This window comes from Streptomyces akebiae (genome assembly GCF_019599145.1).
Lineage (GTDB): Bacteria > Actinomycetota > Actinomycetes > Streptomycetales > Streptomycetaceae > Streptomyces > Streptomyces akebiae.
The window spans coordinates 2,153,636-2,178,252 of sequence record NZ_CP080647.1 but is presented as its reverse complement, the minus strand read 5'-3'; the positions used below and the strand labels follow the sequence as shown (position 1 = coordinate 2,178,252).

At 70.6% G+C, this 24,617-nt stretch carries 22 protein-coding genes; 6 read left to right on the top strand and 16 right to left on the bottom strand.

The genetic code is table 11. The annotated features are described in order from the left end of the window. Positions 1–32 precede the first annotated feature (32 nt). Entirely contained in the window at positions 33–788 is a 756-nt protein-coding gene (locus K1J60_RS09555) for a class I SAM-dependent methyltransferase (RefSeq protein WP_220645828.1), read from the top strand. A 60-nt stretch (positions 789–848) separates the two neighbouring features. Here K1J60_RS09555 and K1J60_RS09550 read toward each other — a convergent pair whose 3' ends face one another. The 3 genes from K1J60_RS09550 to modA are packed head-to-tail and all read right to left on the bottom strand — an operon-like array spanning position 849 to position 3,720. Next, positions 849–1,979, bottom strand: coding sequence for an ABC transporter ATP-binding protein (locus K1J60_RS09550; RefSeq protein ID WP_220645827.1), 1,131 nt, complete (start codon positions 1,977–1,979; stop codon positions 849–851). Continuing rightward, a complete protein-coding gene (modB, locus tag K1J60_RS09545; protein ID WP_220645826.1) occupies positions 1,976–2,872 on the bottom strand; it encodes a molybdate ABC transporter permease subunit in 897 nt (298 codons plus the stop codon). The genes K1J60_RS09550 and modB overlap by 4 nt, the downstream gene beginning before the upstream one ends. Continuing rightward, positions 2,869–3,720 (bottom strand): molybdate ABC transporter substrate-binding protein, encoded by an 852-nt coding sequence (gene modA, locus K1J60_RS09540; protein ID WP_220651383.1) that lies wholly within the window; start codon positions 3,718–3,720, stop codon positions 2,869–2,871. The genes modB and modA overlap by 4 nt, the downstream gene beginning before the upstream one ends. Positions 3,721–4,059: 339 nt before the next feature. Between modA and K1J60_RS09535 the strand changes: the two genes are divergently transcribed. Both K1J60_RS09535 and K1J60_RS09530 read left to right on the top strand, forming a co-directional pair. Beyond that, positions 4,060–5,358 carry an SNG1 family protein gene (locus K1J60_RS09535; protein WP_220645825.1) on the top strand — a complete coding sequence of 433 codons (1,299 nt, stop codon included), beginning with the start codon at positions 4,060–4,062 and terminating at the stop codon, positions 5,356–5,358. A 115-nt stretch (positions 5,359–5,473) separates the two neighbouring features. Beyond that, positions 5,474–6,043, top strand: a complete 570-nt coding sequence (locus tag K1J60_RS09530; protein WP_220645824.1) for a TetR/AcrR family transcriptional regulator — start codon at positions 5,474–5,476, stop codon at positions 6,041–6,043. Between the two features lie 274 nt (positions 6,044–6,317). Here K1J60_RS09530 and K1J60_RS09525 read toward each other — a convergent pair whose 3' ends face one another. The 4 genes from K1J60_RS09525 to K1J60_RS09510 all read right to left on the bottom strand — a co-directional run bounded on the left by K1J60_RS09525 (position 6,318) and on the right by K1J60_RS09510 (position 10,399). Then, positions 6,318–7,340: a LacI family DNA-binding transcriptional regulator gene (locus K1J60_RS09525; RefSeq protein ID WP_220645823.1), complete on the bottom strand. Its 1,023-nt coding sequence runs from the start codon at positions 7,338–7,340 to the stop codon at positions 6,318–6,320. Positions 7,341–7,410: 70 nt separating this feature from the next. Continuing rightward, a complete protein-coding gene (locus K1J60_RS09520; RefSeq protein WP_220645822.1) occupies positions 7,411–8,241 on the bottom strand; it encodes an ATP-binding cassette domain-containing protein in 831 nt (276 codons plus the stop codon). Further along, positions 8,238–9,233: an ABC transporter permease gene (locus tag K1J60_RS09515; protein WP_220645821.1), complete on the bottom strand. Its 996-nt coding sequence runs from the start codon at positions 9,231–9,233 to the stop codon at positions 8,238–8,240. The genes K1J60_RS09520 and K1J60_RS09515 overlap by 4 nt, the downstream gene beginning before the upstream one ends. 143 nt (positions 9,234–9,376) lie before the next feature. Continuing rightward, positions 9,377–10,399: a sugar ABC transporter substrate-binding protein gene (locus K1J60_RS09510; RefSeq protein WP_220645820.1), complete on the bottom strand. Its 1,023-nt coding sequence runs from the start codon at positions 10,397–10,399 to the stop codon at positions 9,377–9,379. A gap of 247 nt (positions 10,400–10,646) precedes the next feature. Here K1J60_RS09510 and K1J60_RS09505 point away from each other — a divergent pair, with 247 nt between their 5' ends. Further along, positions 10,647–11,609, top strand: a complete 963-nt coding sequence (locus K1J60_RS09505; protein ID WP_220645819.1) for a carbohydrate kinase family protein — start codon at positions 10,647–10,649, stop codon at positions 11,607–11,609. 53 nt (positions 11,610–11,662) lie between these two features. Next, positions 11,663–11,965 carry a putative quinol monooxygenase gene (locus tag K1J60_RS09500; RefSeq protein WP_220645818.1) on the top strand — a complete coding sequence of 101 codons (303 nt, stop codon included), beginning with the start codon at positions 11,663–11,665 and terminating at the stop codon, positions 11,963–11,965. 220 nt (positions 11,966–12,185) lie between these two features. Here K1J60_RS09500 and K1J60_RS09495 read toward each other — a convergent pair whose 3' ends face one another. The 8 genes from K1J60_RS09495 to K1J60_RS09460 all read right to left on the bottom strand — a co-directional run bounded on the left by K1J60_RS09495 (position 12,186) and on the right by K1J60_RS09460 (position 22,187). After that, the gene (locus tag K1J60_RS09495; RefSeq protein ID WP_220645817.1) at positions 12,186–13,751 is read right to left on the bottom strand and encodes an MFS transporter; all 1,566 of its coding nucleotides are present in this window, start codon (positions 13,749–13,751) and stop codon (positions 12,186–12,188) included. Positions 13,752–13,935: 184 nt separating this feature from the next. Continuing rightward, on the bottom strand, positions 13,936–14,796 hold the full coding sequence (locus tag K1J60_RS09490; RefSeq protein WP_220645816.1) for an SDR family oxidoreductase: 861 nt from the start codon (positions 14,794–14,796) through the stop codon (positions 13,936–13,938). Between the two features lie 65 nt (positions 14,797–14,861). Continuing rightward, positions 14,862–16,367 (bottom strand): aldehyde dehydrogenase family protein, encoded by a 1,506-nt coding sequence (locus tag K1J60_RS09485; protein WP_220645815.1) that lies wholly within the window; start codon positions 16,365–16,367, stop codon positions 14,862–14,864. A 193-nt stretch (positions 16,368–16,560) separates the two neighbouring features. Further along, positions 16,561–17,748, bottom strand: coding sequence for an NAD(P)/FAD-dependent oxidoreductase (locus K1J60_RS09480; RefSeq protein WP_220645814.1), 1,188 nt, complete (start codon positions 17,746–17,748; stop codon positions 16,561–16,563). Next, positions 17,745–17,939 (bottom strand): ferredoxin, encoded by a 195-nt coding sequence (locus K1J60_RS09475; RefSeq protein ID WP_220645813.1) that lies wholly within the window; start codon positions 17,937–17,939, stop codon positions 17,745–17,747. Before K1J60_RS09475 ends, K1J60_RS09480 begins: the two co-directional genes overlap by 4 nt. A 59-nt stretch (positions 17,940–17,998) precedes the next feature. After that, the gene (locus K1J60_RS09470) at positions 17,999–19,231 is read right to left on the bottom strand and encodes a cytochrome P450 (RefSeq protein WP_220645812.1); all 1,233 of its coding nucleotides are present in this window, start codon (positions 19,229–19,231) and stop codon (positions 17,999–18,001) included. Positions 19,232–19,454: 223 nt separating this feature from the next. Further along, positions 19,455–20,180, bottom strand: coding sequence for a response regulator transcription factor (locus K1J60_RS09465; protein ID WP_220645811.1), 726 nt, complete (start codon positions 20,178–20,180; stop codon positions 19,455–19,457). A gap of 819 nt (positions 20,181–20,999) precedes the next feature. After that, the gene (locus K1J60_RS09460; protein WP_259407645.1) at positions 21,000–22,187 is read right to left on the bottom strand and encodes a magnesium and cobalt transport protein CorA; all 1,188 of its coding nucleotides are present in this window, start codon (positions 22,185–22,187) and stop codon (positions 21,000–21,002) included. Between the two features lie 319 nt (positions 22,188–22,506). Here K1J60_RS09460 and K1J60_RS09455 point away from each other — a divergent pair, with 319 nt between their 5' ends. After that, the gene (locus K1J60_RS09455; protein ID WP_220645810.1) at positions 22,507–23,625 is read left to right on the top strand and encodes a winged helix DNA-binding domain-containing protein; all 1,119 of its coding nucleotides are present in this window, start codon (positions 22,507–22,509) and stop codon (positions 23,623–23,625) included. 119 nt (positions 23,626–23,744) lie between these two features. Here the strand turns inward: K1J60_RS09455 and K1J60_RS09450 are convergent, their stop codons facing one another. Continuing rightward, a complete protein-coding gene (locus tag K1J60_RS09450) occupies positions 23,745–24,542 on the bottom strand; it encodes a S1 family serine peptidase (RefSeq protein WP_220645809.1) in 798 nt (265 codons plus the stop codon). Positions 24,543–24,617: the final 75 nt, after the last annotated feature.

The window sequence follows — 24,617 nt, the reverse complement described above, 5'->3', positions numbered from 1 at the left end:
CGGGTTCCGGAGACGGGGGCAGTGCGACAGGCATGGGTCTGAGTACGACGACGGCGGCGCGATGGGTGGAGCGCTGGGAACGCCAGCAGCAGTTGTACGCGGTCGACCGCGAGGAACGGTTCGAGGTCATCGCGGATCTGGTCGAGCATGTGACACGCGACCGTGCCGTGCCGCTCGTCCTGGATCTGGGCAGCGGCCCGGGATGCCTGGCGGCGCGGCTCGCCGCCCGCCTGCCGACCGCCGAGGTGATCGCCGTGGACGCGGACCCGCTCCTCCTGGAACTGGGCAGCGCTCACTACGGCCCCGCCCTGCGTTACGTCAGAACCGTGATCGGTGAACCCGGCTGGCTCGACGCACTCGCCCTGGAGCGCCCGGTGGACGCGGTGGTGTCGACCACCGCTCTGCACTACCTCGGCACGGAGACCCTGCGGGGCGTCTACCGGGAACTCGCCGGGCTGCTGCGGCCCGGCGGCATCCTGATCAACGGCGACCACATCAGCCCGGACTCCACGAAGGTGTCCGAGCTCGCGATCGACATCGGCCGCCGCCGAAGCGAACGCACCGCCGTGTCCCTCGTCGAGGACTGGGACTCCTGGTGGGCCGGTGCCGCCGAGGACCCGGAACTCGCCCGGCTCCTCTCGCACCGCGCGGACACCGGACGCCCCCGCTGCGAGGGCAACGATCTGACCCTCTCCGGCCATGTCGCCCTCCTGCGCGACGCGGGATTCGAACACGTCGGCCCGGTCTGGCAGGTGGGGCCCAGCCACGTCCTGGCGGCCCTGCGATGACCCGCCTGGCGCGCGCACCGATGAGGCGAAGGGGGAAGGGGCCCGGGGCCGGTTCCGTCGTCAGGCGGGGTAGGCGTGGGTCTGGCTCGCCTTGACCGTCGCCCAGATCTCGCTGCCGGGGTGGATGTCGAGTTCCGCCGCCGCGACGGTCGTCAGGTCGACTGCCAGGGAGAGTTCCCCGGCGAGCGAGGCGCGGATCTGGTCGCCGTGCGCCTCCATGCCGGTGACCTCGCAGTGCCAGAGGTTGCGGGCGCTGGACCCGGTCGGGCGGCCCCGGTGGAGGGTGACGGCGCTGGGCGGGAAGGCCACGAAGACCGGTCCGGTGAGGTCGTCGGCGGTGGTCAGGGCGGGGCCGTCCGGGATACGGACGAGGTGGCCCTCCGCCTCGCCCCGGTAGAGGTTGAGGCCGACCAGGTGGGCGATGTAGTCGGTGCGCGGGCGGCGGGCGATGTCGGAGGGGGTGCCCTCCTGGACGATGCGGCCGTCCTCGATGACCACCAGGCGGTCGGCCAGCACCATGGCGTCCAGCGGGTCGTGGGTGACGAGTACGGCGACGGCCTCGAAGTCCGCCAGGTGGCGCCGGAGTTGGGCGCGGACGTCGAGGCGGGTGCGGGCGTCGAGGGCGGCGAGGGGTTCGTCGAGGAGGAGCAGACGGGGACGGGTGGCCAGGGCGCGGGCCAGGGCGACGCGCTGCGCCTGGCCGCCGGAGAGCCGGCGGGGCTTGCTTCCGGCGTGCGTGGCCAGCCCCATCCGCTCCAGCCACCCCGCGGCCTGCGCCCGTGCCTCCGCCTTGCTCGCGCCGTGGCAGCGGGGGCCGAAGGCCACGTTGTCGAGAGCGGTGAGGTGGGGGAAGAGGAGATAGTCCTGGAAGACCACGCCGACCGGGCGTGACTCCGGTGGCCGACGGCTCAACTCGGCGCCGTCCAGCCGCATACGGCCGCCGTCCGACAGGGGCACGAGTCCGGCGAGCGCCCTCAGCGCCGTCGTCTTGCCGGCGCCGTTGGGGCCGAGCAGCGCCACCACGTCGCCGGGCGCGGCGGTCAGTGTCACATCGAGGCGGAACGACGAACCGCGTTCGACGACCAGCCGGGCGTCGAGGCCCTCGTCGAGCGCCGGGGCCGAGGAAGGGGCCGGGGGAGGGGCCGCGGTGGCGCCGGTGGCGCTGCTCGTCTTCTTCCGGGCGTCGGTCATGAGGGGGTCATCCATCGGTCACGCAGTCCCGCCAGCACCGCGATCGACACGGCCAGCAGGACCAGGCTGAGGGCGATCGCCGCCTCCGGATCGTTCTGGAGCGCGAGGTAGACGGCGAGGGGCATGGTCTGGGTGCGGCCGGGGAAGTTGCCGGCGAAGGTGATGGTCGCGCCGAACTCGCCGAGCGCACGGGCCCAGGCCAGCACGGCGCCCGCCGCCACCCCGGGCGCGATCAGCGGCAACGTGACCCGGCGGAACGCGGTGAACCGGGAGGCCCCCAGCGTGGCCGCGGCTTCCTCGTACCGGGGGTCGGCGGCCCGTAGCGTGCCCTCCACGCTGATGACCAGGAACGGCATCGCCACGAACGCCTCGGCGACGACGACCCCGGCCGTGGTGAACGGCAGGGTGATCCCGAACCAGTCGTCCAGCCACTGCCCGACGACCCCGTTGCGGCCGAGTGCCATCAGCAGCGCCACACCGCCGACCACCGGCGGCAGGACGAGGGGGAGGGTGACGAGGGCCCGTACGAGACCGCGTCCGGGGAAGTCGACCCGGGCCAGCAGCCAGGCCAGCGGCACCCCGAGGACCAGGCTCACCGCCGTGGCCGCGGTGGCGCACACGAGCGACAGCCGCAGCGCCTGCCACACCTCGGGGCTGGTGAGCAGGTCGGGCATGCTGCGCCAGGGCGCCCGGATCAGGAGGGCGACGAGCGGGAGAACGAGGAGGACGAGGCCGATCAGCGCGGGCAGGAGCAGGGGGAGCGGGACGCCCCCGCGATGCCCGCCGCGGTCCTCACGTCGGCGGACGCGCCGACGCCACGGGTCCCTGCCCGGGGTGTCCGCGGTGCCGGCCCCCGCAGGAGGGGGAGAGGCGGAAGGGGAGGGGGAGGTCACGGCTGGAGGAATCCGGCCTGGGTCAGGACCTTCCGGCCCTCGGCGGACCGCACGAGTGCGATGAACGCCTTGGCGGCGTCGGTGTTCCTCGACTCCTTGAGCAGGGCGATCGGGTAGTCGTTGATGGCGTCGGCGGACTCGGGGAACTCCACGCCCGCCACCTTCTCACCGGCCGCCCTCACGTCGGTCCGGTAGACGACCGCCGCGTCGGCCTCCTTCAGCACCACCTTGTTGAGCGCGGACTTCACGTCCTCCTCGTACGACACCGGTGTCAGCTTCAGCTTGCTCGCGTCGAGCGCCTTCCTGGCGGCCGCGCCGCACGGCACGGCCTCGTCGCAGAGCACGACCTTCAGGCCGGATCCGGTCAGGTCCTTGAGGGAGGAGATCCTGTCGGGGTTGCCGGGGAGGGTGGCGATCTCCAACTGGTTGCGTACGAAGGTCTCCGGGGCGCCGGAGGCGTCACCGGCATCGGTGACGACGGCCATCGTCCTGGGACTGGCGGAGGCGAACACGTCCGCCGGGGCGCCACCGGTGATGCCGGCGGCGAGCGCGTCGCTGCCGCCGAAGCTGAACGTCACCTTCGTACCGGGGTGCTCCTTCTCGAACCGCTCGCCCAGCGTGGTGAAACTCTCCCTGAGCGAGGCGGCCGCGAAGACGGTCACCTCACCGGAGAGCTGCTCCGAGCCGGAGGATCCCGACTTCGCGGCCGAGCCGGAGTCGGAGGAGCCACAGGCGCCCAGGGCCAGCAGCGCGGCGGCGCCGGCCCCGGCTGCCCGCAGGGTCCGCCTGCTCCGTCTGCTCCGCCTGCTCTGCCTGCTTCGACGGGTCCGGCGTACGGAACAGGTCATCACGGTCCACTCCCTCAGGTCCGGAACGGACTCGGCCACGGTCCTACGATTCTGCCGCAAGTGCCAGGTGAAAGTCACCAACGGCATGGCATGTGCGTCCCTGCACGACCCGTGGTCGACGAATCATGAGGCCTTCGAGGGGTGCGGAGGACCGGCGCCTGGGCGCTTGCGGCCCGGAAACCGATCGGTGTACCGTGGTGCTGGTGGACGCGGAGGTGAGCGAGTACGGGCATGCGCTTGGCCGCGCCCCCTGCGCCGACCGCACGTTGTGCGTCGCGGCCTGCCCGGTCGGGGCCATCGCCAAGGCTCCGCCTCCACCGACCCGGAAGAACGTGCGTCATGAGTGGCATTCACCCCGTCCGCGTCCTGCGCGCCAAACCTCTGTGGATCGCCAACGGTGTCATCACCGGCGTACTCGCGCTCCTGTTCGCCGTGTTCTACGTGGGCGCCAACATCGATCCGGCCGGCCATGTGAGGAAGCTGCCCGTCGGTCTGGTCAACGCCGACGAGGGGGCCGCGGTCGGCGGCGAGCGGGTCAACCTGGGGGCTCGGATCACCGAATCGATCAAGAAGTCCACCGCGGGCGGGGACACGATCGACTGGCAGGTGATGGGCGAGAAGGAGATGAGGGAGAAGCTCGGCCAGGGCAAGCTGTACGGCGCGCTCGTCGTCCCCGCCGACTTCACCTCCTCCGTCACCGCACTGACCGGCGCCACCACCACCGGGACCCCGGACCGCCCCACGCTGACGGTGCTGACCAATCAGTCGGCCGGCGGCCTGGGCTCCGGCCTGGCCCGGACGGCGACGACGCAGGCAGCCGAGAACGCCTCGCTCCAGGTGGGCAAGGAGCTGACCGCCCAGACCGGCGCGCGGCAGGAGAAGCTGCCCGCCGCGGCACGCGTCCTGCTGGCCGACCCGGCAGCCGTCACGGTCGAGGACGGTCATCCGCTCGACGCGCGCAGCGGCCTGGGCATGACGGCGTTCTACTACGCACTCACCCTCGTGGTCGTCGGGATGCTCTCCGCCAACGTCATCAGCGGCCAGGTCGACCACGCCCTCGGCTACACCCACAACGACATGGGCCCGCTGCGCCTGCACCGCCCCCTGATCCGGGCGACCCGGGTGCAGACCCTCGCCATCAGCAGCACCCTCATGGCGGGTCTGTCCCTGCTGATGGGGAGCCTCGTCATGGTGGGCGCGGTCGGCGTCATGGGCATGGACGCCCCTCATCTGCCGCTGCTGTGGCTGTTCTCGGTGTGCGCCATCGCGGTCGCCGGGATCGGCGCGCTCACCCTCCTCGCGGTCTTCGGCACACCCGGCATGCTGGTGGTCACGCTGGTCTTCATCGGGATGGCGGTGCCGACGTCCGGGGCCACCACCCCCGTCGAGGCGCTGCCCGGCTTCTTCCGCTTCCTCGCGGAGTTCGAGCCGCTGCGGCAGATCACCGGCGGCATCCGCTCGATCCTCTACTACGACGCCCAGGGCGACGCGGGACTGACCCGGGGCTGGGTCATGATGGCCGTCGGTCTCCTGGTGGCCGTGCTGTTCGGTTTCGGCGTACTGGGGTGGTACGACCGCAAGGGGCTGCACCGCATCCCGGCGGAGACGGCACCCGAGAAGGCGGCGACCCCGGCGTAGCGCGGGCCACCCTCCGCCTTGTTCAGGACGGGTCATCACTCGACCCGCCGTGCGGAGGTGCCACCTTGAAAACCGATCGGTTTCGCTTTGCTCCGCTCTGGGTTAACCTCGCGGTATGACCACCGAAGTGAAACCAAGCCCCAGGGAGCGGCTGCTGGAGGCGGCGGCCACACTCACCTACCGCGACGGCGTCGGCATCGGCGTGGAGGCGCTGTGCAAGGCGGCTGGAGTGTCGAAGCGCTCGATGTACCAGCTGTTCGAGAGCAAGGACCAACTGCTGGCGGCGAGTCTGGAGCGGCGCACGTCGGCCTACGTGGCGGAGCTCCTGCCCCCGGCGGACGACGACCGCTCACCCCGGGAGCGGATCCTGCATGTCTTCGAGCGGGTGGAGGCGTGGTCGGGCGCACCCGAGTTCTTCGGCTGTCCCTTCCTGGCCGCGCAGATCGAGCTCAAGGACCAGAGCCATCCCGCGAGCCGGGTCGCCCATGCGGTCAAGGAGAACCTGACCGCCTTCTTCCGCGCCGAGGCCGAGCGGGGCGGAGCCGGCGATCCCGGTCTGCTGGCCCGGCAGCTCAGCCTGGTCTTCGACGGTGGCAGCGCCCGCGCGGGCATCGGCGCGGACCGGCTGACAGGGCTCATCGCGCCCACGGTGACCACCCTGCTCGACGCGGCAGGCGTGCGCTGACGCATCGCCCCTCCGGAACGTGGACTCGCACACCGAAACCGATCGGTTTGCTCGGCGGTCTCCTCCCGCCCCACCCACGCTTTCGAACAACCATGGTTACTACGCCGCGGCCTCGGCGCGAAGGCCGCGGCGTGGCAAGGGCGTAGGCGGAGCGCGCCCAGCCCGGCCACGTAGTGCGTGCCGCACGGCCTCGTCCACGAACACGCCTTGTGGCACGGCGCGTTTCGTCAGCTACGTCGCACGGCACCCTCGGACCCGGCCTGCTGGGTGCCGCCTACGGTGTGGGCGCCGGTTGCTCCCCCGAGCCCCGGACGATCAGCCGGGTGGGAACGGTGATCGTGCGCGCCCGGGAGCGGGTGCCGTCGAGCCGGGCCAGGGCGGTGGCCGCCGCGCTGCGGCCGAGTTCTTCGGGGTCTTGGGCGACGACGGTCAGGGCCGGTTCCAGGGCCTCGGCGAGTGAGACGTCGTCGAAGGCGACGACGGCGACGTCCTTGCGCCTGCCGCGGGCGAGTTCGGCGACGATGCCGAGCGCCATGATGTTGTTGCCGGCGAACAGGGCCGTGGGGGCATCGGCCAGTTCGAGGAGTTGGGCGGTCGCGGCCTCGGCGCCCGACTGATCGTGGGCGTTGGCGACGAGCGAGCGGTCGTAGGGGATGTCGGCTTCTTGGAGGGCCGCACGGTATCCGGCGAGGCGTTCGCGGCGGGTGTACAGCGTGACGGGCAGGTCGCCGACGAATCCGATGCGGCGGTGGCCGTGGGCGATCAGGTGGGCGACGCCCTCCCGGGCCCCCGCCCGGTTGGAGCTGACGATGCTGTCCGTGGCCAGGCCGACTCCGGGGCGGTCGAGGAAGACGATGGGCAGTCCCGCCGCGCGGTGGGACTTGAGGTGGGCGTGGTCGGCGCCGACGGACGGAACGACGATCAGGATGCTGACGCGGCGGGCGAGGAACTTGTCCGTCAGGGCGCGTTCGCGGTCGGGGTCGTCCGCGGAGGAGCCCATGAGCAGGGTCAGTCCGCGTTCGCGGACGGTTTCCTCGATGCCTCGCGCCACGGCCCCGAAAAAGGGGTTGGCGAGATCGGGGACGACCAGGCCGATGGTGGTGTCGGGTCCGCCCACGCGGATGTTGCGTGCCATGAGGTTCGGCTGGAAACCGAGCTTGGCCACGGCGGCGAGAACCTGTTCCCTCGTCTCGGCCGAGGTGTATCCGTCCTCGTTGAGAACGCGGGAGACGGTCTTGGCGCTGACACCGACTTCGCGTGCGACGTCTGCCATGGTCGGGCGGCGGTTCGCTGCCATGAGGGGAACTGTCTCCTGTGCTCGTCGGTTCCGGCCGCGGCCTCGGCCGGAAACCTGTGAGTGTGTGTGTTCAGGTGGCCTGGACGCCGGCGGCCTTGGCCGCCGCGGAGTCCGCGACGACAGTATCTCCGGCCTCGTCGACGCTGAGAGCGCCGGTCATGATGGCGACGACCTCCGCCATGGAGTAGTCCGAGGGCTTGATCACAGCGGCGCGCCTGCCCAGCCGGTGGACGTGGATCCGGTCGGCGATCTCGAAGACGTGCGGCATGTTGTGGCTGATCAGGACGACCGGCATGCCCTTGTCCCGGACGCGGCGGATGAGGTCCAGGACCTGACCGGACTCCTTGACGCCGAGGGCGGCGGTGGGTTCGTCCATGACGACGACACTGCGGGCCCAGGCGACGGCGCGGGCGACCGCGACCGCCTGCCGCTGTCCGCCGGAGAGGGTCTCGACCGACTGGGTCAGTGAGCGCAGGCCGATCTTCAGGTCGGCCATGTGCTCGGCGGCCTCCTGGCGCATGCGCTTCTTGTCGAGCATGCGGAAGGCGCTGCCGAGGATGCCCGGTCGGCGGAGCTCGCGGCCGAGGAACATGTTCGAGGCGATGTCCATGGAGGCGGCCACGGCGAGGTCCTGATACACCGTCTCGATGCCGTGGGCACGGGCGCTCTGCGGTCCGGAGAAGGTGATGGGCTTCCCGTTGAGGCGTATGTCGCCCGCGTCGGGGACCACCGCGCCGGTGAGGGCCTTGATGAGGCTGGTCTTGCCGGCGCCGTTGTCGCCGATGACGGCGAGGACCTCGCCGGGCAGCAGGTCGAAGTCGGCGCCGTCGATGGCGGTGACGTGGCCGTAGCGCTTGACCAGACCGCGGGCCTGCAGCACGGGGGTGGGGGAGCTGGTCATCGGGCCTTCTTCCGGGAGATCTGGTCGACGGTCACCGCGAGGATCACCAGGACTCCGGTGATGAGGGTCTGGTAGATGGAGGCGACGCCCATCAGCTGCAGGCCGTTGCGGAACACGCCGACGATGAGGACGCCGATGAACGTGCCCAGGACCGAGCCCCGTCCGCCGAAGAGGCTGGTTCCGCCGAGGACCACGGCCGTGATGCTGTCGAGATTGTCGGTCTGCCCTGCCTGGGGGTCGCCGACGCCGGTGCGGGAGATCAGCAGCAGAGCGGCGACGCCGTAGAGAAGACCGGCCACGGTGTAGACGCCGATGGTCAGTCGGGAGGTGCGGATGCCGTTCAGCCGCGCCGCTTCCGGGCTGTTGCCCAGCGCGTAGACGTGCCGGCCCCAGCTGGTGCTGCTCAACGCGTAGGCGAAGGCCAGGAACAGGGCGATGGTGACCAGCGAGCCGTAGGTGATGTCGGTCTTGCCGAGCGGGAAGGTCTGCCCGAGGGCCGTCAGGGGGCCGGGCAGGTTGGTGACCGTCTGCTCCTCGGAGTAGATGTGGGTCAGCGCGAACGCCACGTTGAGCATGCCGAGGGTGACGATGAACGGCGGCAGCGGGATCTTCTGCACCAGCGCCCCGTTGAGCAGGCCGAAGCCGCCGCAGACGACCAGGCCCAGCGCGATCGCGGCCAACGGGGGCAGGCTTCCCTCGGCGGCCATCTTGGCGATCATGATGCTGCCGAACGCCATCACGGCCCCGCAGGACAGGTCGATGCCCGCGGTGAGGATGATCAGGGTCTGGCCGATGGCGAGGGTACCGACGACCATGACCTGCTGCACGATCAGCGAGAAGTTCCCGCCGGTGAGGAACTGGTCGGTCGAGACGGAGAAGAAGACGCAGGCCAGGAGGAGGGCGGCCAGCGGGCCGGTGGTCGGCTGCGTGAGCAGTCTGCGGATCGTGGTCGGTGCTTTGAGCTCCGCGTACGGCGTGGACGTGGCAGTCATGCGGGGTCCTTGTCGGGAGACAGAAGTCCTTGTGCGCCCTTGTCGGACGGTCGGAGGACGAGGGGGCGGCCGTCCCCGGTCGGGGAGGAGGGGCCGGCCGCCCCGCTGAGGAGTGGGGAACGGCGGCAGACGGGGGCGGCGGCTCAGCCCCAGCAGTTCTCCAGGCCGTAGGCGGTGTCCTTGGACGTGACCCCGTCCTGCGCCTTGTCGGTGATCAGCGTGACACCGGTGTCGGTGTAGCCCGACGCCTTCTTGCCGTCCTTGGCGTACGTCGCCACGGCCTTGACGCCCTCGGCCGCCATCTTCAGCGGGTACTGCTGCGAGGTCGCGGAGATCTTGCCGTCCTTGACGGCCTCGGTGCCGGTGCAGCCGCCGTCGACGGAGACGATCAGGACGTCCTTCTCCCGGCCCTTGGCCTTGAGCGCGGTGTACGCGCCCAGCGCGGCCGGTTCGTTGATGGTGTAGACGACGTTGATGTCGGGCGACTTCTGCAGGCAGTTCTCCATCGCGGTCTGGCCCTTGGCCTGGTCGCCGCCGGTGTCCTGGGAGCAGACGACGGAGGGGTCGCCCTCCTCGATGCCGAAGCCCTTGAGGAAGCCGTTGTGCCGCTGGACACCGACGGAGACGCCCGGCGCGAGGTCGAGGGTGGCTATCTTGGCCGGCTTGCCCTTCATGGCGGCCTTGGCGTACTCGCCGATCAGCTCCCCGGCCTTGACGTTGTCGGTGGCGAAGAGGGCGTCGACCGCGCTCTCCGGCTCGGTCGGGGTGTCCAGGGCGATGACCAGGACGCCCTTGGCCTTGGCCTTCTCGATCGCCGGCACGATCGCCTTGGAGTCGCTCGGCGTGATCAGGATGCCCTTCACCCCGGCGGCGACCATGTTCTCGATGGCGGTGACCTGACCGGCGTTGTCCCCGTCGAACTTGCCCGCCGCCGTGGACAGCTCGACACCGTTCTCCTCGGCGGCCTTCTCCGCGCCCTCCTTCATCTTCACGAAGAACGGGTTGGTGTCGGTCTTGGTGATCAGACCGACCTTGACGCTGCCCGATCCGGCGTTCGCGGTGCCCGATCCGGATCCGGATCCACAGGCGGTCAGGGCGAGGGCCGCGACACCCGTGCAGGCAGCGGTTCTGAGCAAGGAGGAGGGCAGACGAGAGATGCGAGACATGAACGACTCCTGCGAGTTCGCGGGCGAGCGGCCGGCATCGGGGCATGCCGTCCCAGGAGTGTCATCGTTGACTTATGTCATCGTTGACACTGCATGGCGAGGATGATGGACTCCGCCTCCAGGCAACGTCAATGCCTTGCACCCGTCACAAATCGGCAACGCCCGCGGCCGTCGCCCGCCTGAAACCGCTCAGCGGCTGCCCGCGACGCGCCCGTTCCGCCCGCGCGTTCTCAGAGAAGAGCAGCCCATGAGCCCGTATCAGATCACCGTCCTGGGGGAGTGCGTCGCGGACGCGTTCACCGAACCCGCGAGCACCCGGAACGAACTCGCCCTGCGGGTGCTGCCGGGCGGTGGACCTGCGAACACGGCCGTGTCCCTGGCCAGGCTGGGCACCCCGGCCCGCTTCCTCGCACGTCTGTCCGGCGACGTGTTCGGCCGACTGTTCCGGGCCCACCTGGAGGCATCGGGCGTGGACCTGTCGCACGCCGTGGCGGCGGCCGAGCCCAGCACGCTGGCCGTGGCGGAGCTGGACGCCCGGGGGCAGGCCGCGTTCTCCTTCCACGCGCAGAACACGGCCGACTGGCAGTGGACGCCGGGGGAGCTGACGGGGGTGGACCTGTCCGAAACGGCCTGTGTGCACACCGGGTCGCTGGCCCTGGTCCGTGAGCCCGGTGGGGCGGTGGTGGAGGAGTTCCTGGCAGCGGCCTCTCGCCGGACCACCATCAGCATCGATCCCAACGTCCGGCCGCTGCTGGTGCACCCCGACGTGTACCGCGCCAGGCTGGCCCACTGGTGCGCCCTCGCCGACATCCTGCGGCTGAGTGAGGACGACCTGGAACTGCTCCTGCCGGGCACCACGCCGGAGCAGGCATGCGACACCTGGCACGCCGCAGGGGTACGACTCGTCGTGATCACACTCGGCGCCGACGGTGCCCTGGCCTCACTCGACGGCGAACGGCTGCGGGTGCCCGCGGTGACGACACAGGTGGTCGACACGGTGGGGGCGGGGGACTCGTTCACCGCCGGGCTGCTGCACCACCTCGCCGCCCGGGGAAGCCTCGGCGGCCGGCTGGCCGATCTCGGTCTCGACGATGTCGCGGAAGCCTGCCGGTTCGCCACCCGGGTCGCCGCCCTGACGTGCTCGGTCGCGGGCCCCAACCCGCCATGGCGTGACCAGCTGGCGCTGTTCGCGACCGCAAGCGACGCCTGACGGACCGTACGCCGTCCGCCACCTCGACCGCACCCACTGACAAGGACACGAACATGACGAAAGCCCTGCTCGCCGAGTTCACCGCCCGAGAGGGGGCGGAGGACGAGGTCGCCCGCCTGATCCGGGAGTACGCCCTGAAGGTGCGCGAGGAGGAAGGCAACCTGGCCTTCGACGTCTACACCAAGGCGGCCGCCCCGCGCGCCTACTGGATCTTCGAGGTCTACCGGGACGAGGACGCCTTCAAGGCACACCTGGAGGCCCCGTACGGCGCCCCGTTCAACGCCGCCCTCACGCCGCTGATCGAGGAGGACGCCTCCGTGCTGACGTTCCTCGATCCGCTGGCCACACATCGATGACGAGCGTTGAACCGAGCAGTCGTGGCGGAATGGCCCACCGCGCTCCGCTTCGCTGGTCGACCCTGTCCTGCCGCGCCCGGACGGCGCGGCAGAGCAGGGCCCGTGTCAGCTGATCGTGCTCGCGCAGGCGCAGGATGCGGCGAGGGCCGGTACCCGGACGTCGGTCGGCCTGTGGCCTACCGTGATCCTCCCGGTGCGGCAGTGGCGGGGTACATCGGCATCACGTGCTCGAACGTGTGCCCTGGTCGGGATCGGGCGCCGCGGCCACTGCTTCATCGGTCTTCTCAGGCAGGTCGAGGCTGCTGCGCAGGTTGACCGGTTCGAGGAGGACGGCGGCGATGACGGCGAGAAGGGCCGCGGCGGCCGCGAGGAGGAAGACGTGTGCCGTCGCGTCACCGTACGCGACGCGGACGATCTCCCGCATCGCGGGAGAGTTCGAGTCCACGCCGGACAGCCCGGCGGAGGCAAGACCGCTCGCGGTCCCGTCCTCGACCTGGCGGGCCAGGACGGCGCCGAGGACGGCGACGCCGACCGTTCCGCCGAGCGATCGGAAGAACGTCACCGTGGAGCTCGCCGCCCCGATGTCCTTCAGCGGCACGGTGTTCTGCACGGCGAGTACGAAGTTCTGCAGTGTCATGCCGACGCCCATCCCGACACACAGCATCGACACGGCCAGGAAGACCATGGGGGTCTCGTGGTCGATGACGCCGAGGCCCGCGCAGCCGACGGTGAGCAGTGCGGCGCCGGAGATGAGGAACGGCTTGATCTTCCCGCTCCGGCTGATCAGCCGGCCGGCGACGATGGAGGCGATCAGGATGCCGGCCATCATCGGAATGGTCAGCAGACCGGCTTCGGTGGGGGTGCGGCCGCGGCTGAGCTGGAAGTACTGGATCAGGAAGACCGAGGCGCCGAACATGGCCGTACCGACGGCCAGGCTGCCGAGGATGGCCAGGGCGGTGGTGCGCTGCCGCACGACGGCGAGCGGGACGATCGGTTCGGTGGCGTGCTTCTCCACCCACAGGGCGGCGGCGAGCAGGGCCGTCCCGCCGGACAGCATGGCGGCGGTCTGCCACGAGGCCCAGGCGAAGGAGCTGTCGACGAACGACACCCAGATGAGCAGGACGCTGACCCCGGTGGCGATCAGAGTGGCCCCCAGGTAGTCGATCCGCACGTTCTCACGGCGCAGCAGAGGAAGGTTCAGCGTCCGCTGGAGCAGGAAGAACGCGACGACGGCGAGCGGAACGGCGATGAAGAAGCACCACCGCCAGCCCAGCCACGGGGTGTCGACGATGACACCGCCGAGGAGCGGTCCACCGATGGTCGATGTCGAGGTGGTGCCGCTGAGGTAGGCGCTGTAACGGCCGCGCTCGCGAGGCGGGATGACGGCGGCGATGGCGATCTGGACGAGCGCCTGCGCGCCTCCCACGCCGACGCCCTGGAGGGCCCGCGCGGCGATCAGTTGCCCTCCCGTCTGGCTGATCCCGGACGCCACGGTGCCGAGCACGAAGATGACGAGGGAGACTTGGAGAAGGGTCTTCTTGCTGAAGAGGTCGGCGAGCTTGCCCCAGATCGGGGTCGTCGCCGTCGTGGTGAGGAGGGTCGCGGTGACGACCCACGTGTACTGGGTCTGTGTCCCGCGCACGTCTTCGATGATCTTCGGTAGCGCGCTGGAGACCACCGTACTGCTGAGGGTCGAGACGAAGAGCGCGAGGAGCAGGCCGCTGAGCACCTTCAGTACCTGCCGTTGGGACGTGGGGGACGCCTCCGTGAGACTCGACTCGTTCACTGTGCTCCTCGACGGGTTTCAGGTCACCGGTTTGCTGTGCGTAGCGCTCGATGCGCCCCAGGGAGGACATCGCGGTCGTCGGCGTTGGAGAACGACAGGACGCCCACCTGACGCAAGGGGAGAGGGTGCGCGCAGGCCGGGACGGGCATCGGCCTGCGCGCACCCCAGGCAGGCGTACGGGGAGTCAGGAGCGCGCTGCCTGCGGGTTCCCGATGAGCGGGCGGTCCAGCGCGTCGGCCGTGCGGCCGAGGAGCTGCAGGTTGCGGGCGCCGAAGTCGACCGTGAGCGGGTGCCCGGAGATGTACCGCGCCGCATGGGAGTTGAGGAACACGACGGGGTCCGCCATCTCCTCCGGCGTGGCCAGACGCTGGTTCAGGCCGGCACGCGACTCAAGCGATGCGCGTCCGCCGGCCATCATGGCGAAGTCCGACGTCAGACCGGTCTCGGTGCTCGTCGGGAGCACGGCGTTCACCCGGATTCCGCGGCTCCCGAGTGCGGTCGCGCTGTGCGCCATGAACAGGTTGAGCACCCGCTTCGAGAGGGGATAGGCGGCCGGCCCGGGCTGGTCGTCGAGACCGAGTCCTTCGATCGCCGCGACGATGGCATCCCACCCGTCGACGTGGATCAGCCCTTCGAGTTCCTCCTGGTAGCGCTCCCAGTTGATACCGCCCGTGGAGGTCACATAGACGACGGCGCCACCGTCGCCCATCCGCGCCTCCAGATACGCGTCCGATATGTACTTGTTGGCGCCGAAGTTGATCAGCAGTGTCGTGTTGTAGTCGTGCTGGAGACCTGAGACTCCGGCCACGCCGAAGAACGCGTCGATGTGCTCGGGGAGCTTCGCGAAAGCCCGGTCGATGTCGTCACGCAGTGCCAGGTCCGCCTGGATCGCGGAGGCGAGACCTGGCAGCTCGGTCGGCGCGTAGTCGACGGCGTGGACCTCCGCGCCCAGTTCGACGAGGCGCTGCGCCGTCGCCCTGCCGATCCCGGAGGCGGTGCCGGTCACGACCGCAGTCTTGCCGGTGTACTGAAGGTAGTCGTTCATGTGTCCGATTCCTCTCACTCGCGCCCGGTGCCGGACGCGGGGCTCCTCTGTGCGTGCGGACTGCGTCAGGAAAGGGGCAGCGAGAGCGCGGACCCGATGGTCTTGGTCTCGGTGTGGATCTCGAAGCCCTCGCGGCCGCCCTCGCGGCCGATGCCGCTCGCCTTGTAACCGCCGAAGGGGGCGTCCCCGCCGGAGAACGAGCCACCGTTGATCATGAGACTGCCGGCTCGGACGGCGCGTGCGATGCGCAGAGCGCGCTCCGTCGAGGCCGACGCGACGTATCCGGCGAGGCCGTACCGGCTGGCGTTGGCCAGCCGGATCGCCTCTTCGTCGGTGTCGAACGGTGTCACGGTGAGTACCGGCCCGAAGATCTCCTCCTGCGCGATGGTGGAGTCGTTGTCGACGTCGACGAAGAGGGTCGGTTCCACCCAGAAGCCCGCGCGGTCGGGGACGCCTCCGCCGACGGCGAGCCTCGCGCCCTCTTCCCGGCCGATACGGATGTAGTCGGCGACGCGGTCACGCTGCCGGGCCGAGATGATCGGGCCGGCCAGCGTGCCCTGGTCCTGAGGGTCACCCCAGGACACCTGCCGGAACGCCTGCGTCAGGCCGGCGACGACGCGGTCGTAGACCTTGCGGTGCACGAGCAGCCGGGTCGGCAGCGCGCACCCCTGGCCCGAGTGGGCGAGCGCGCCGAGCGCCTGCGGGATGGCCTGCGTGAGGTCCGCGTCGTCGAGGATGATCGACGCGCTCTTGCCGCCGAGCTCCAGCATCGTGCGCTTGAAGGTCGGCGCGGCGAGTTCGAGGACGCGCTGCCCCGTGACCGTGGAACCGGTGAACGACACCATGTCGACGCGCGGGTCGGTCAGGAGGAGTTCGGCCGCGTCAAGGTTGCTGGTCGGCACCACGTTGACCACGCCGGCCGGGATGTCGGTGCGCTCGGCGATGAGCCGGCCGATGCGAGTGGCGTTCCACGGTGTCTCGGGGGCGGGCTTCGCGACGACCGTGTTGCCGGTGGCGAGAGCGCCGGCGAGCTTGCCGAGCAGCAATCTGAAGGGGAAGTTCCAGGGCGTGATGGCGGTGACGACGCCGATGGGCTCCTTGACCACCCACCGCTCGCCGGGCTCGTTGGTGAACCGGTTGACGGTGTCGTCGAGTCGGCGCACCCACTCGAACCGGTCGATGTGGTCGATGTGCCATTGGAGCAGCTTCAGAGGCTCCTCCAGCTGGGCACCGAAGGTGAGCATGCGCGGAGTTCCGACCTCTGCGATGAGTTCCTCGCGCAGTTCGTCCTTCTCCTCGACCAGCGCGTCGAGGAGCTGGGTCAGGGCGCGCTTGCGGAACTGCCGGTCGACGGCCCAGTCCGTCTCCTCGAACGCGCGCCGGGCCGCGGCGATCGCGTCGAGCATGTCCTCCCGGCCGGCGTCGGCGACCTTGCCCAGAACGGTGCCGTCCGCCGGATTGAGCACCTCGAACGTGCCGCTGCCCGCGGCGCTGCGGAGTTCTCCGTCGATCAGCAGGCGCTCCTCGTGCGGAGATGCTGTCGACCGCGGACCTGATGGAGTGGTGGACATCGTCTGTCTCCTCATGTGGGGGGTGAAGTTGTCGAGGTACGGCACGGGGTGGCACGGGGTGGATCGGGGGGGCCTGGAACGGCCGACGCCGCCCGGCGGTGCGTGCGCGAGGTATCGGCGTCGCGCCCGGCGTATGTGTGCCTGATCAGGCACGAAGCGCCCCCGGCTGCCGCGTTCCAGTGGGGGTCGGAGGTCAGGACTCCACTGCGGGGACGGTGGTGCTCACACTGTCGTGCCACGTCGCGCCGGTCGCGATCGCCTGACGCCACTGGCGGATCGCCTTGGGGGGCATGCCGACGGCGAGGGCTCCGGTGACACGGTCGCCGGAGCGGTACGCGGCGACGAACCGGCTGTCCGCCAAGTCCCCCTCCACCACGGTGACTTCGTCATGGCCGCGGAGGTAACCGAATGCCTGGATCTTCATGTCGTACTGGTCGGACCAGAAGTAGGGTACCGGCGCGAACGGCTTGCGCGCCTGCGGGGCGGCCAGCAGGTTCCGGGCGGCGGCCATGCCCTGTTCGGCGGCGGTGGTGCGGTGCTCGATGCGCATCGAGGTGCCGAACAGCGGGTTGTACCAGCGTGCGACGTCACCGGCGGCGTACACGTTCTCCGCGGCCCGGCAGTACTCGTCGCACACCACTCCGTCGCCGACGGTGAGCCCGCTGCCGTCGAGCCACCTGGTGTTGGGCAGCGAGCCGATGGCGACCAACACCTCGTCGGCCTCGATGACTTCGCCGTCCCCGAGCCGCACACCGGCGTCGGTCACCTCGGTCACGGTGACCCCGCAGCGCAGGTCGACGCCCCGCTTCAGGTGGGCCTGGCCCAGCATCTGGCCCACCTCCGTGCCGATGGCGTGCGCCAGCGGTACGGGGGCGGGTTCGAGCAGGGTGACGTGGACCCCGAGCTGCCATGCGACGGCGGCGGCCTCCGCGCCGAGGAAGCCGGCGCCCACCACGACCAGCCGTCGGCCCGGGGTGAGCCGCTCCCGCAGGGCCAGCGCGTCGTCGAGGGTGCGCAGGACGTGCGCGCCCTCGCCGGGCAGCCGACGCGGCCGGACCCCGGTGGCGATGACCAGCCCGTCGTACGGGAGGGCGGATCCGTCGGCCAACCCGACGGTCCGGTCGGCCGGTTCGAGGCCGGTGGCCGCCACGCCGAGCCGCAGGTCGAGGTCGAGCGCGGCCAGCGTGTCGGGGGTGCGCAGCGCCAGCCGCTCGGGCTCCCACTCCGCGGCCAGGATCTGCTTCGACAGGGGCGGGCGGTCGTACGGGGCGAGCGGTTCGTCGCCGACCAGGGTGAGCGTGCCGTCGTAGCCCTCCCGGCGGAGGGTCTCGGCCGCCGCGAGTCCGGCGGCCGAGGCACCGACGACGACGATCCGCCTCACTGCTCGACCAGCCGGATGGCGGCGGCCGGGCAGACCGCGACGGCCTCCTTGACGTCGTCGAGTCGGTCCTCGCCGACCTGTTCCTCCAGGAGGATCGCGATGCCGTCGTCGTCCTGGTCGAAGACGTCCATCGCGGCGAGCACGCACTGCCCGGAGGCGACGCACTTGTCGGCTTCCAGCTCCACCTTCATGGGATTCCCCTTACTTGCTTCGCTCGTGGTTCTTGGTTCGCTCGCGGGACGGGGAGTCGTCACCAGGAGACAGGCAGTTCGTGCACGCCGTAGATGAACGCGTCGTTCTTGAACCGGACGTCCTCCAGCGCGCAGGCCAGCTTCAGCGTGGGAACGCGCTTGTAGAGGGTGCCGTAGACGACCTGGAGTTCCATCCGGGCCAGCGGCTGGCCCAGGCACTGGTGGACGCCGAAGCCGAAGGCGACGTGGCGGCGGGCGTCGCGGGTGAGGTCGAGGCGGTCGGGGTCGGGGAACACCTCGGGGTCGCGGTTGGCGATCTCGTTGGCCATGATGACGCCCTCGCCGGCCTTGATCACCTGGCCGGCGATCTCCATGTCCTCGGTCACCGCGCGGCGCCGCCCGAGGTGGGTGATGTGCAGGTAGCGCAGCAGTTCCTCGACCGCGCCCGCGACGAACTTCGGGTCGTCGCTGTCGCGCAGCAGGGCGAGCTGGTCGGGGTTCTGGAGGAGGGCCAGGGTGCCGAGGGCGATCATGTTCGCGGTGGTCTCGTGGCCCGCGATCAGCAGGAGCAGGGCCATTTCGGTGGCCTGTTGGTGGTCGATCTCCCCGGCCGTGACGCGCCCCGCGATGCTGGAGAGCAGGTCGTCCTTCGGGTCGGCGAGCCGCTTGGCGATCTGACCGGCCAGGTATCCGGCCATCTCCCGCGTCGCCGCACCGCGCTGCTCGGGGGTCGCGGTCGTGCGGACCATCGTCTTGGTGTTCTCCTGGAACAGCGCGTGGTCGTCGTAGGGCACGCCGAGCAGTTCGCAGATCACCAGGGAGGGGATCGGCAGGGCGAACTCCTCCACGAGGTCCACCGGACCCGGCCGGCTCAGCATCCCGTCGATCAGGTCGTCGACGATCCGCTGCACGGCGGGCCGCAGGGCCTCCACCTTCTTCACGGCGAACGGGGCCGTCACCATCCGTCGCAGCCGGGCGTGTTCGGGGTCGTCCATCATGATGAAGCTGAGCTTGCCCTCGCCGCCCTCGGGACTGGCCTTGGTCGGGTAGCCGGGGCTGTCGGTGTCGGCGCTGACTCCGGGGTCGCCGAGGACGGCGCGCTGGTCGGCGTACCGGGTCACGAGCCACGGTTCACTGCCGTCCCACAGCCGCACCTTCGTCAGCGGCGTCTTCTCCTGGAGGTCCTTCAGGGCGGGCGGCGGGTCGAAGGGGCAGCGGGCCTCCCGGGGCATCGGGAACTCGGGGAGCGAGTCCGGCGCCTCGGGTACGGCTCCGGCCAGGGTGTCGGCCATGGTTCTCCTCGGTGGTGGGGGCGGGCTCCCGCCCGACGGGTAGGAGCACCGGGGCGAAAGGGGGTCGAGGCCTCGATGAGCACATGCAAACAGAGCGGGCTGACGCCTTCCGATCAGTTCCCTGACAGAGAGCCGACGTGACCCAGATCACAGCCGCGTCGGGGTGTTCAAATGCCTTGCTGCGTAAAGGAGTTGTAAGCACCGCGCCGCTTGGTGCGGCCGGTCAGCGCTCGGTGTCGGCGTGCCCGAGCCAGTAGCCGAACCCTCGGCGTGTGTGAATCAGGTTGGGCGCGTCACGGTCGACCTTGCGCCGCAGCCGGGAGACGAGTTGCTCGATGGAGTTGTCGCCGCGGTGGTCGCCCCAGACGTACCGCCCGATCTGCTCCTTGGAGAGCACCCGGTGTGCGTTGACCAGGAGGTGGCGCAGCAGCCGGTACTCGGCGGCCGTCAGGGCGAGGGGGCGGGTGCCGCGGCGCGCTTCGCGCAGGGTGTCGTCCAGGACCAGGTCGCGGTAGCTGAGCGCGCCGTCCCGTGGATGCCCCGCGTGCGTGCCCCGCAGCAGGACCTGCACCCGGACCAGCACCTCGGCCACCCGGACGGGCTTGGTGACGTAGTCCCGCTCCCCCGGGCCCAGTTCGGGCACGAGGTCGCCCAGCGAGTCGTACTCCGTCAGGACGAGCACCGGGGGGCGGTGTGCCACGACGGGCCGCTCCCGGGCCAGGCTCACCATGTCCGGCAGCGCCGCGTCGACGACCATCAGGTCGAACCGCTGCTCCGCGAGCCGCTCCAGAGCCTCACCCCCGGTCCCGGCCAGGGCGGTGCGGTATCCCGCCAACTCCAGCGTGGTGGAGAGGAGTTCGGCGAGGTCCGGCTCGTGGACGACGAGCAGAAGGTGCTGACCGGCTCCCCGGGCGAGTGCCGGTTTCACTCGGGCGCCACTGCCGTCCATGCGCTCCACCCTACCGTTCCGCTTGCCTGACTCAACTAATTCCCGCGAGGGTTCGGCTTCGGGGTCAGGGCGTCGGCGTGACCGGTGCCAGCCTTGTGCCGACGACGTGTCCACCAGTCGGGTGGCGGTGTCGATCGGCCTGTGCCCGGGCCCTGACGCGTACCGGCATTCACGCCGACTTCGAGGAGGTCGCATGGCGACATGCCGTCACCGAGGCCCAGCGGGAGCCGCGGGACGGCGACGGCACCGGGCGGTTGCTGGTCGTCCGGCTGGTCCTGCCCGGGCTGTACCGGAACCTGCGACGGATCCCGCGCCTCTGGCGGCGGGCCGACCGGGCCGACCTTGAGGCGGAGGCAGTCCTGGCCGTGCTTGCCGCGCTCGACGCGGCGGATTGCGCCGAGGCCCGCAACGCCACCCAGAACATGGGGAACTCTCCCGACACTCAAGCGTCCAAGTGCCCAGCCCACCCGAGGGCAGTCCGGGCAGGTCTGCCACCTGCCCGGCCGTTTCAGCGTTCCGGTCGGGGCCGACGACGCCGGAAAGACGACGCTCACGGATGCGCTCTACCTCGCTCATCATGGGGCGGTTCACGAGGCGGGTGCCCGCACGGCGTATCCACCGGTGAGAACCGGTGGATACGGGGAACCGGGCGCGATCACATCCGTCAGGAGCCGCGTGTGCGGCTCCGGCATGTCCGTCACGCGGCTGCTCGGGCGCGGGAGGCGAGCTGAGGGAAGGTGTTCGTATACGGCGCACACGGTGCGCGGACGAGGGTGCGCGGCACCGGCGCGAAGAAGGGCTGAGTGCGGTGCCAGGTTTCTAGAGCCAGTCCCGCCGCTTGAAGATTAGGTACAAACTTACGCAAACTACCCCCATCAAGCCGATCGCGAAGGGGTATCCGAAGTTCCAGCCCAACTCCGGCATGTGTTCGAAGTTCATGCCGTAAATGGTTCCCACGAGTGTGGGAGCAAAGAGAATCGCCGCCCAGCTCGAGATCTTCTTGATCTCCTCGTTCTGCTCGAACCCCGCCTCCGCCAGAGCGCGCATCTCCGCGTTCTGTTGCTGGGTGACGAGGGTGGCGTTGACCGTGAGGATCTCCGTGAGGGCCTGGCGGAAGCCGTCGACGCGTTCGCTGGTGTGGGTGACGTGGTCGGCGACGTCGCGGAGGTAGCGCTGGAGTTCCTCGTCGGTCTCGTACTTGGTGAAGCCGGCCATCAGGCCGTGCAGCATGCCGACGAGGGGTCGCGTGGCGCGCTGGAACTCGACCATCTCGCGCGAGAGTTCGTAGATGCGGCGGGAGACCTCCGGGTCGCCGCGGAAGACCTCCGTCTCGATTTCGTCGACGTCGTTCTGCACACCGGACACGACGGGCGCGTACCCGTCGACCACCGCGTCGAGGATGGCGTAGAGGACCGCCTCGGGGCCCAGCTTCAGCAGCTCCGGTGTCTCCTCCATCCGGCGGCGCACCGCCGACAGATCGGGCGCCGCCCCGTGCCGGACCGTGATGACGAAGTCCGGCCCCACGAAGACGTGCAGCTCGCCGAAGTCGACCTCCTCCTGTGCGTCGAGATAGCGCGCGGCGCGCAGGACGACGAAGAGGGTCTCGCCGTAGCGCTCCAGCTTGGGGCGTTGATGCGCCTCCATCGCGTCCTCGACCGCCAGCGGGTGCAGGTCGAACTCGGCGGCCAGGGAGAGGAGTTCGGTCTCGGTCGGGCGGGCCAGCCCGATCCACGCCATGCCGGCCGGGGCCCGGCGCAGTTCGCGGAACGTGTCCGCGAGCGTGCCCGGGGAGGAGACGCGTACACCGTCCTGGTACACGGCCGCCTCCACCACACTGGCCGCCCGCTCGGCCGCGGCCGACGGCGTCGCGTCCGGGATCGGTGCCGTCGGCCCGGCGGGTGGTGTGGGCGAAGGGGGCAGCGCGCGGCGCCAGCCCGCCTTCCTGCTGCCCTTGGAGGTGGGGCCGGTACTCTTCGCGGCCGGGCGGGCGCGTCGTCGATCGGCCATCGCGGATGCCTCCCGAGGTGCGCGGACTCGTACGAGTGTGTGATCACCGAGCAGGATACGAGCAGGATATACGGGGCAAACACCCCGGGGCCGGTGGCCGAGGCGCGGAAGTCCGCCCGCTCCGCCCGAGGCACTACTGCCCGGGCTCCCGGACCTGGAACGACGGAACGAGGAGGGAACGAGGAGGGAACGAGGAGGGAATGAAGCGGGAACGAAGCGGGAGTGAAGCCGGTGTCGTGTATGTCGAGCCGGAAACGCGGGCCAAAAACCACGGCGTCTAGGACAGAACCTGTCCGCGATGCCCGCTAGCGTGCACGGCATGACGAACAAGGCGCCCCAGACCGTCGCTCCCCGGCTCGGCACCCGCGCTCTCAACCGCGCGACCCTCGCCCGTCAACTCCTCCTGAGCCGGGCGGAGATGTCCGCCCGCGACGCCGTCGAGCACCTCCTCGGCCTCCAGGCGCAGAACGTCCAGCCGCCCTACTACGCGCTCGCGGCCCGGCTGGACGGGTTCACCCCCGAGCGACTGTCGGCGCTGATGGCCGATCGGCAGGTCGTCCGCATCGTCAGCATGCGGTCCACGATCCACACGCACACCGCCGAGGACTGCCTCACCCTGCGGCCGTTGGTGCAGCCGGCCCGGGAGCGGGAGCTGAACCTGTTCCGCAAGGGGCTGGCCGGAGTCGATCTCGACCGGCTGGAGGCCATCGCCCGCGAACTCGTCGAGGCCGAGCCACGCACCCTGAAGCAGTTGCGGGAGGCCCTGGTCGTGGAGTGGCCCGACGCCGACCCGTTCGCCCTCGGACTCGCCGCACGCTGTCGGCTGCCGCTCGTCCAGGTCACCCCGCGCGGCCTGTGGGGGAGGAGCGGGCAGGTCGCGCTGACCACCGCCGAGCACTGGCTCGGCCGGCCCACCGAAGAGGCCCCGGCACCCGAGGCCGTGGTCCGGCGCTATCTCGCCGCCTTCGGGCCCGCCTCCGTGAAGGACATGCAGACCTGGGCCGGACTGACGCGCCTGCGCGAGGTGTTCGAGCGGCTGCGCCCGGAGCTGGTCACCTTCCGGGACGAGAGCGGCGTCGAACTCTTCGACCTCCCGGACGCGCCCCGCCCGGACCCGGAGACTCCGGCACCGCCCCGGCTGCTCCCCGAGTTCGACAATCTGCTTCTCTCCCACGCCGACCGCTCCCGGGTGGTCCCGCCCGACCTCAAGGGCCGTTCCTGGCAGGGGAACCAGGCCTACCGCACGTTCCTCGTCGACGGATTCCTGGCCGGTGTCTGGAAGCTCGACGCCGACGTCCTCACCCTCGAACCCTTCGGACGCCTCACCGGGCGGCAGCGGACGGAGTTGGTGGAAGAGGCGGGCCGCCTGCTCGGAACGCTGCACGGCGGCGGCTCGTACGACATCCGCTTCGGCGCCGTGACGGCCGCCGGCCGGTGACCCGGCGTGCCGTCGCACAGTGGAGAGGGGGCGCCCCGAACCGCTCGTGGCAGGTTCGCGGCGCCCCCTGGTATCACCTGAGGGAGTGCCTCAGGAGTCCGTGGGCCGACTTCTCCCCGTCAGGAGTTGACCTGCGCGGCCACCGTGTTGGAGAAGGTCGTCAGCCGGGTGTAGATCCCGGGGTACTGCGCGTCGGCGCAGCCGTAACCCCAGGAGACTATGCCTGCCAGGACGCCCCCGATCATCAGGGGACCGCCGCTGTCGCCCTGGCAGGTGTCAACGCCACCGGAGGAGTAGCCGGCGCAGACCATGGAGCTCGCGATGAACTCGGAGCCGTAGGAGCTGGAGCTGCCGCAGACCGAGTCGGCCACGACCGGCACGGTCGCCGTGCGCAGCTGGTTGGAGGAGGAACCGCCCGAGGAGGTGGTGCCCCAGCCGATGATGCGGGCGGTGGTGCCGGCCGCGTAGACGCCCGTCTGGGAGGCGCTGACGTAGGGCACCGTGGTGTACGGCTGCGCGACGGCGAGCGTCAGCACGGCCACGTCGCTGGTCATGGTGGAGCTGTTGTAGCTCGGGTGGATCCAGATCTTGCTGAGCGTGCTGACGGTGCCGTTCGTGCCGTTGCGGTAGGTGCGGCCACCGACGACGCGGGTGTTGGAGGTCGTTCTGCCGACCATGCAGTGAGCGGCGGTGATCACCTTGGTGGGCGACACCAGGGTGCCACCACAGAACTGGCTCTGCGAGGCGTTCGTGATCTGCATGACGTACGGGTACGCGCTCGCGGTGGTGGTGGTCCCACCCACGATGGGCTGGGGAGCGGCGACGGCGCCGGGCGCGGTCAGCAGGGCGCCGGCGGCAGCGGCGGCGGTCGCGGCGGCGGCGACCATCAACTTCTTGGCGCGGTTGAACCCGAACATGGTTCTCCTCATGGGGGTTGCCGGTGGGGGACGCGCGGGTGGGGGGATGGTGCACAGAGCCTGCGGTGCCGCCCC

Excerpts from the sequence above, each read along its gene's own strand:
- K1J60_RS09470 (WP_220645812.1), bottom strand. The coding sequence starts at position 19,231 with ATGGCCGACACCCTGGCCGGAGCCGTACCCGAGGCGCCGGACTCGCTC.
- K1J60_RS09515 (WP_220645821.1), bottom strand. The coding sequence starts at position 9,233 with ATGACTGCCACGTCCACGCCGTACGCGGAGCTCAAAGCACCGACCACG.
- K1J60_RS09505 (WP_220645819.1), top strand. The coding sequence starts at position 10,647 with ATGAGCCCGTATCAGATCACCGTCCTGGGGGAGTGCGTCGCGGACGCG.
- K1J60_RS09550 (WP_220645827.1), bottom strand. The coding sequence starts at position 1,979 with ATGACCGACGCCCGGAAGAAGACGAGCAGCGCCACCGGCGCCACCGCG.
- K1J60_RS09510 (WP_220645820.1), bottom strand. The coding sequence starts at position 10,399 with ATGTCTCGCATCTCTCGTCTGCCCTCCTCCTTGCTCAGAACCGCTGCC.
- K1J60_RS09490 (WP_220645816.1), bottom strand. The coding sequence starts at position 14,796 with ATGAACGACTACCTTCAGTACACCGGCAAGACTGCGGTCGTGACCGGC.
- K1J60_RS09530 (WP_220645824.1), top strand. The coding sequence starts at position 5,474 with ATGACCACCGAAGTGAAACCAAGCCCCAGGGAGCGGCTGCTGGAGGCG.
- K1J60_RS09450 (WP_220645809.1), bottom strand. The coding sequence starts at position 24,542 with ATGTTCGGGTTCAACCGCGCCAAGAAGTTGATGGTCGCCGCCGCCGCG.
- K1J60_RS09455 (WP_220645810.1), top strand. The coding sequence starts at position 22,507 with ATGACGAACAAGGCGCCCCAGACCGTCGCTCCCCGGCTCGGCACCCGC.
- K1J60_RS09475 (WP_220645813.1), bottom strand. The coding sequence starts at position 17,939 with ATGAAGGTGGAGCTGGAAGCCGACAAGTGCGTCGCCTCCGGGCAGTGC.
- K1J60_RS09525 (WP_220645823.1), bottom strand. The coding sequence starts at position 7,340 with ATGGCAGCGAACCGCCGCCCGACCATGGCAGACGTCGCACGCGAAGTC.
- modA (WP_220651383.1), bottom strand. The coding sequence starts at position 3,720 with ATGACCTGTTCCGTACGCCGGACCCGTCGAAGCAGGCAGAGCAGGCGG.
- K1J60_RS09485 (WP_220645815.1), bottom strand. The coding sequence starts at position 16,367 with ATGTCCACCACTCCATCAGGTCCGCGGTCGACAGCATCTCCGCACGAG.
- K1J60_RS09535 (WP_220645825.1), top strand. The coding sequence starts at position 4,060 with ATGAGTGGCATTCACCCCGTCCGCGTCCTGCGCGCCAAACCTCTGTGG.
- K1J60_RS09460 (WP_259407645.1), bottom strand. The coding sequence starts at position 22,187 with ATGGCCGATCGACGACGCGCCCGCCCGGCCGCGAAGAGTACCGGCCCC.
- K1J60_RS09465 (WP_220645811.1), bottom strand. The coding sequence starts at position 20,180 with ATGGACGGCAGTGGCGCCCGAGTGAAACCGGCACTCGCCCGGGGAGCC.
- K1J60_RS09500 (WP_220645818.1), top strand. The coding sequence starts at position 11,663 with ATGACGAAAGCCCTGCTCGCCGAGTTCACCGCCCGAGAGGGGGCGGAG.
- K1J60_RS09555 (WP_220645828.1), top strand. The coding sequence starts at position 33 with ATGGGTCTGAGTACGACGACGGCGGCGCGATGGGTGGAGCGCTGGGAA.
- K1J60_RS09520 (WP_220645822.1), bottom strand. The coding sequence starts at position 8,241 with ATGACCAGCTCCCCCACCCCCGTGCTGCAGGCCCGCGGTCTGGTCAAG.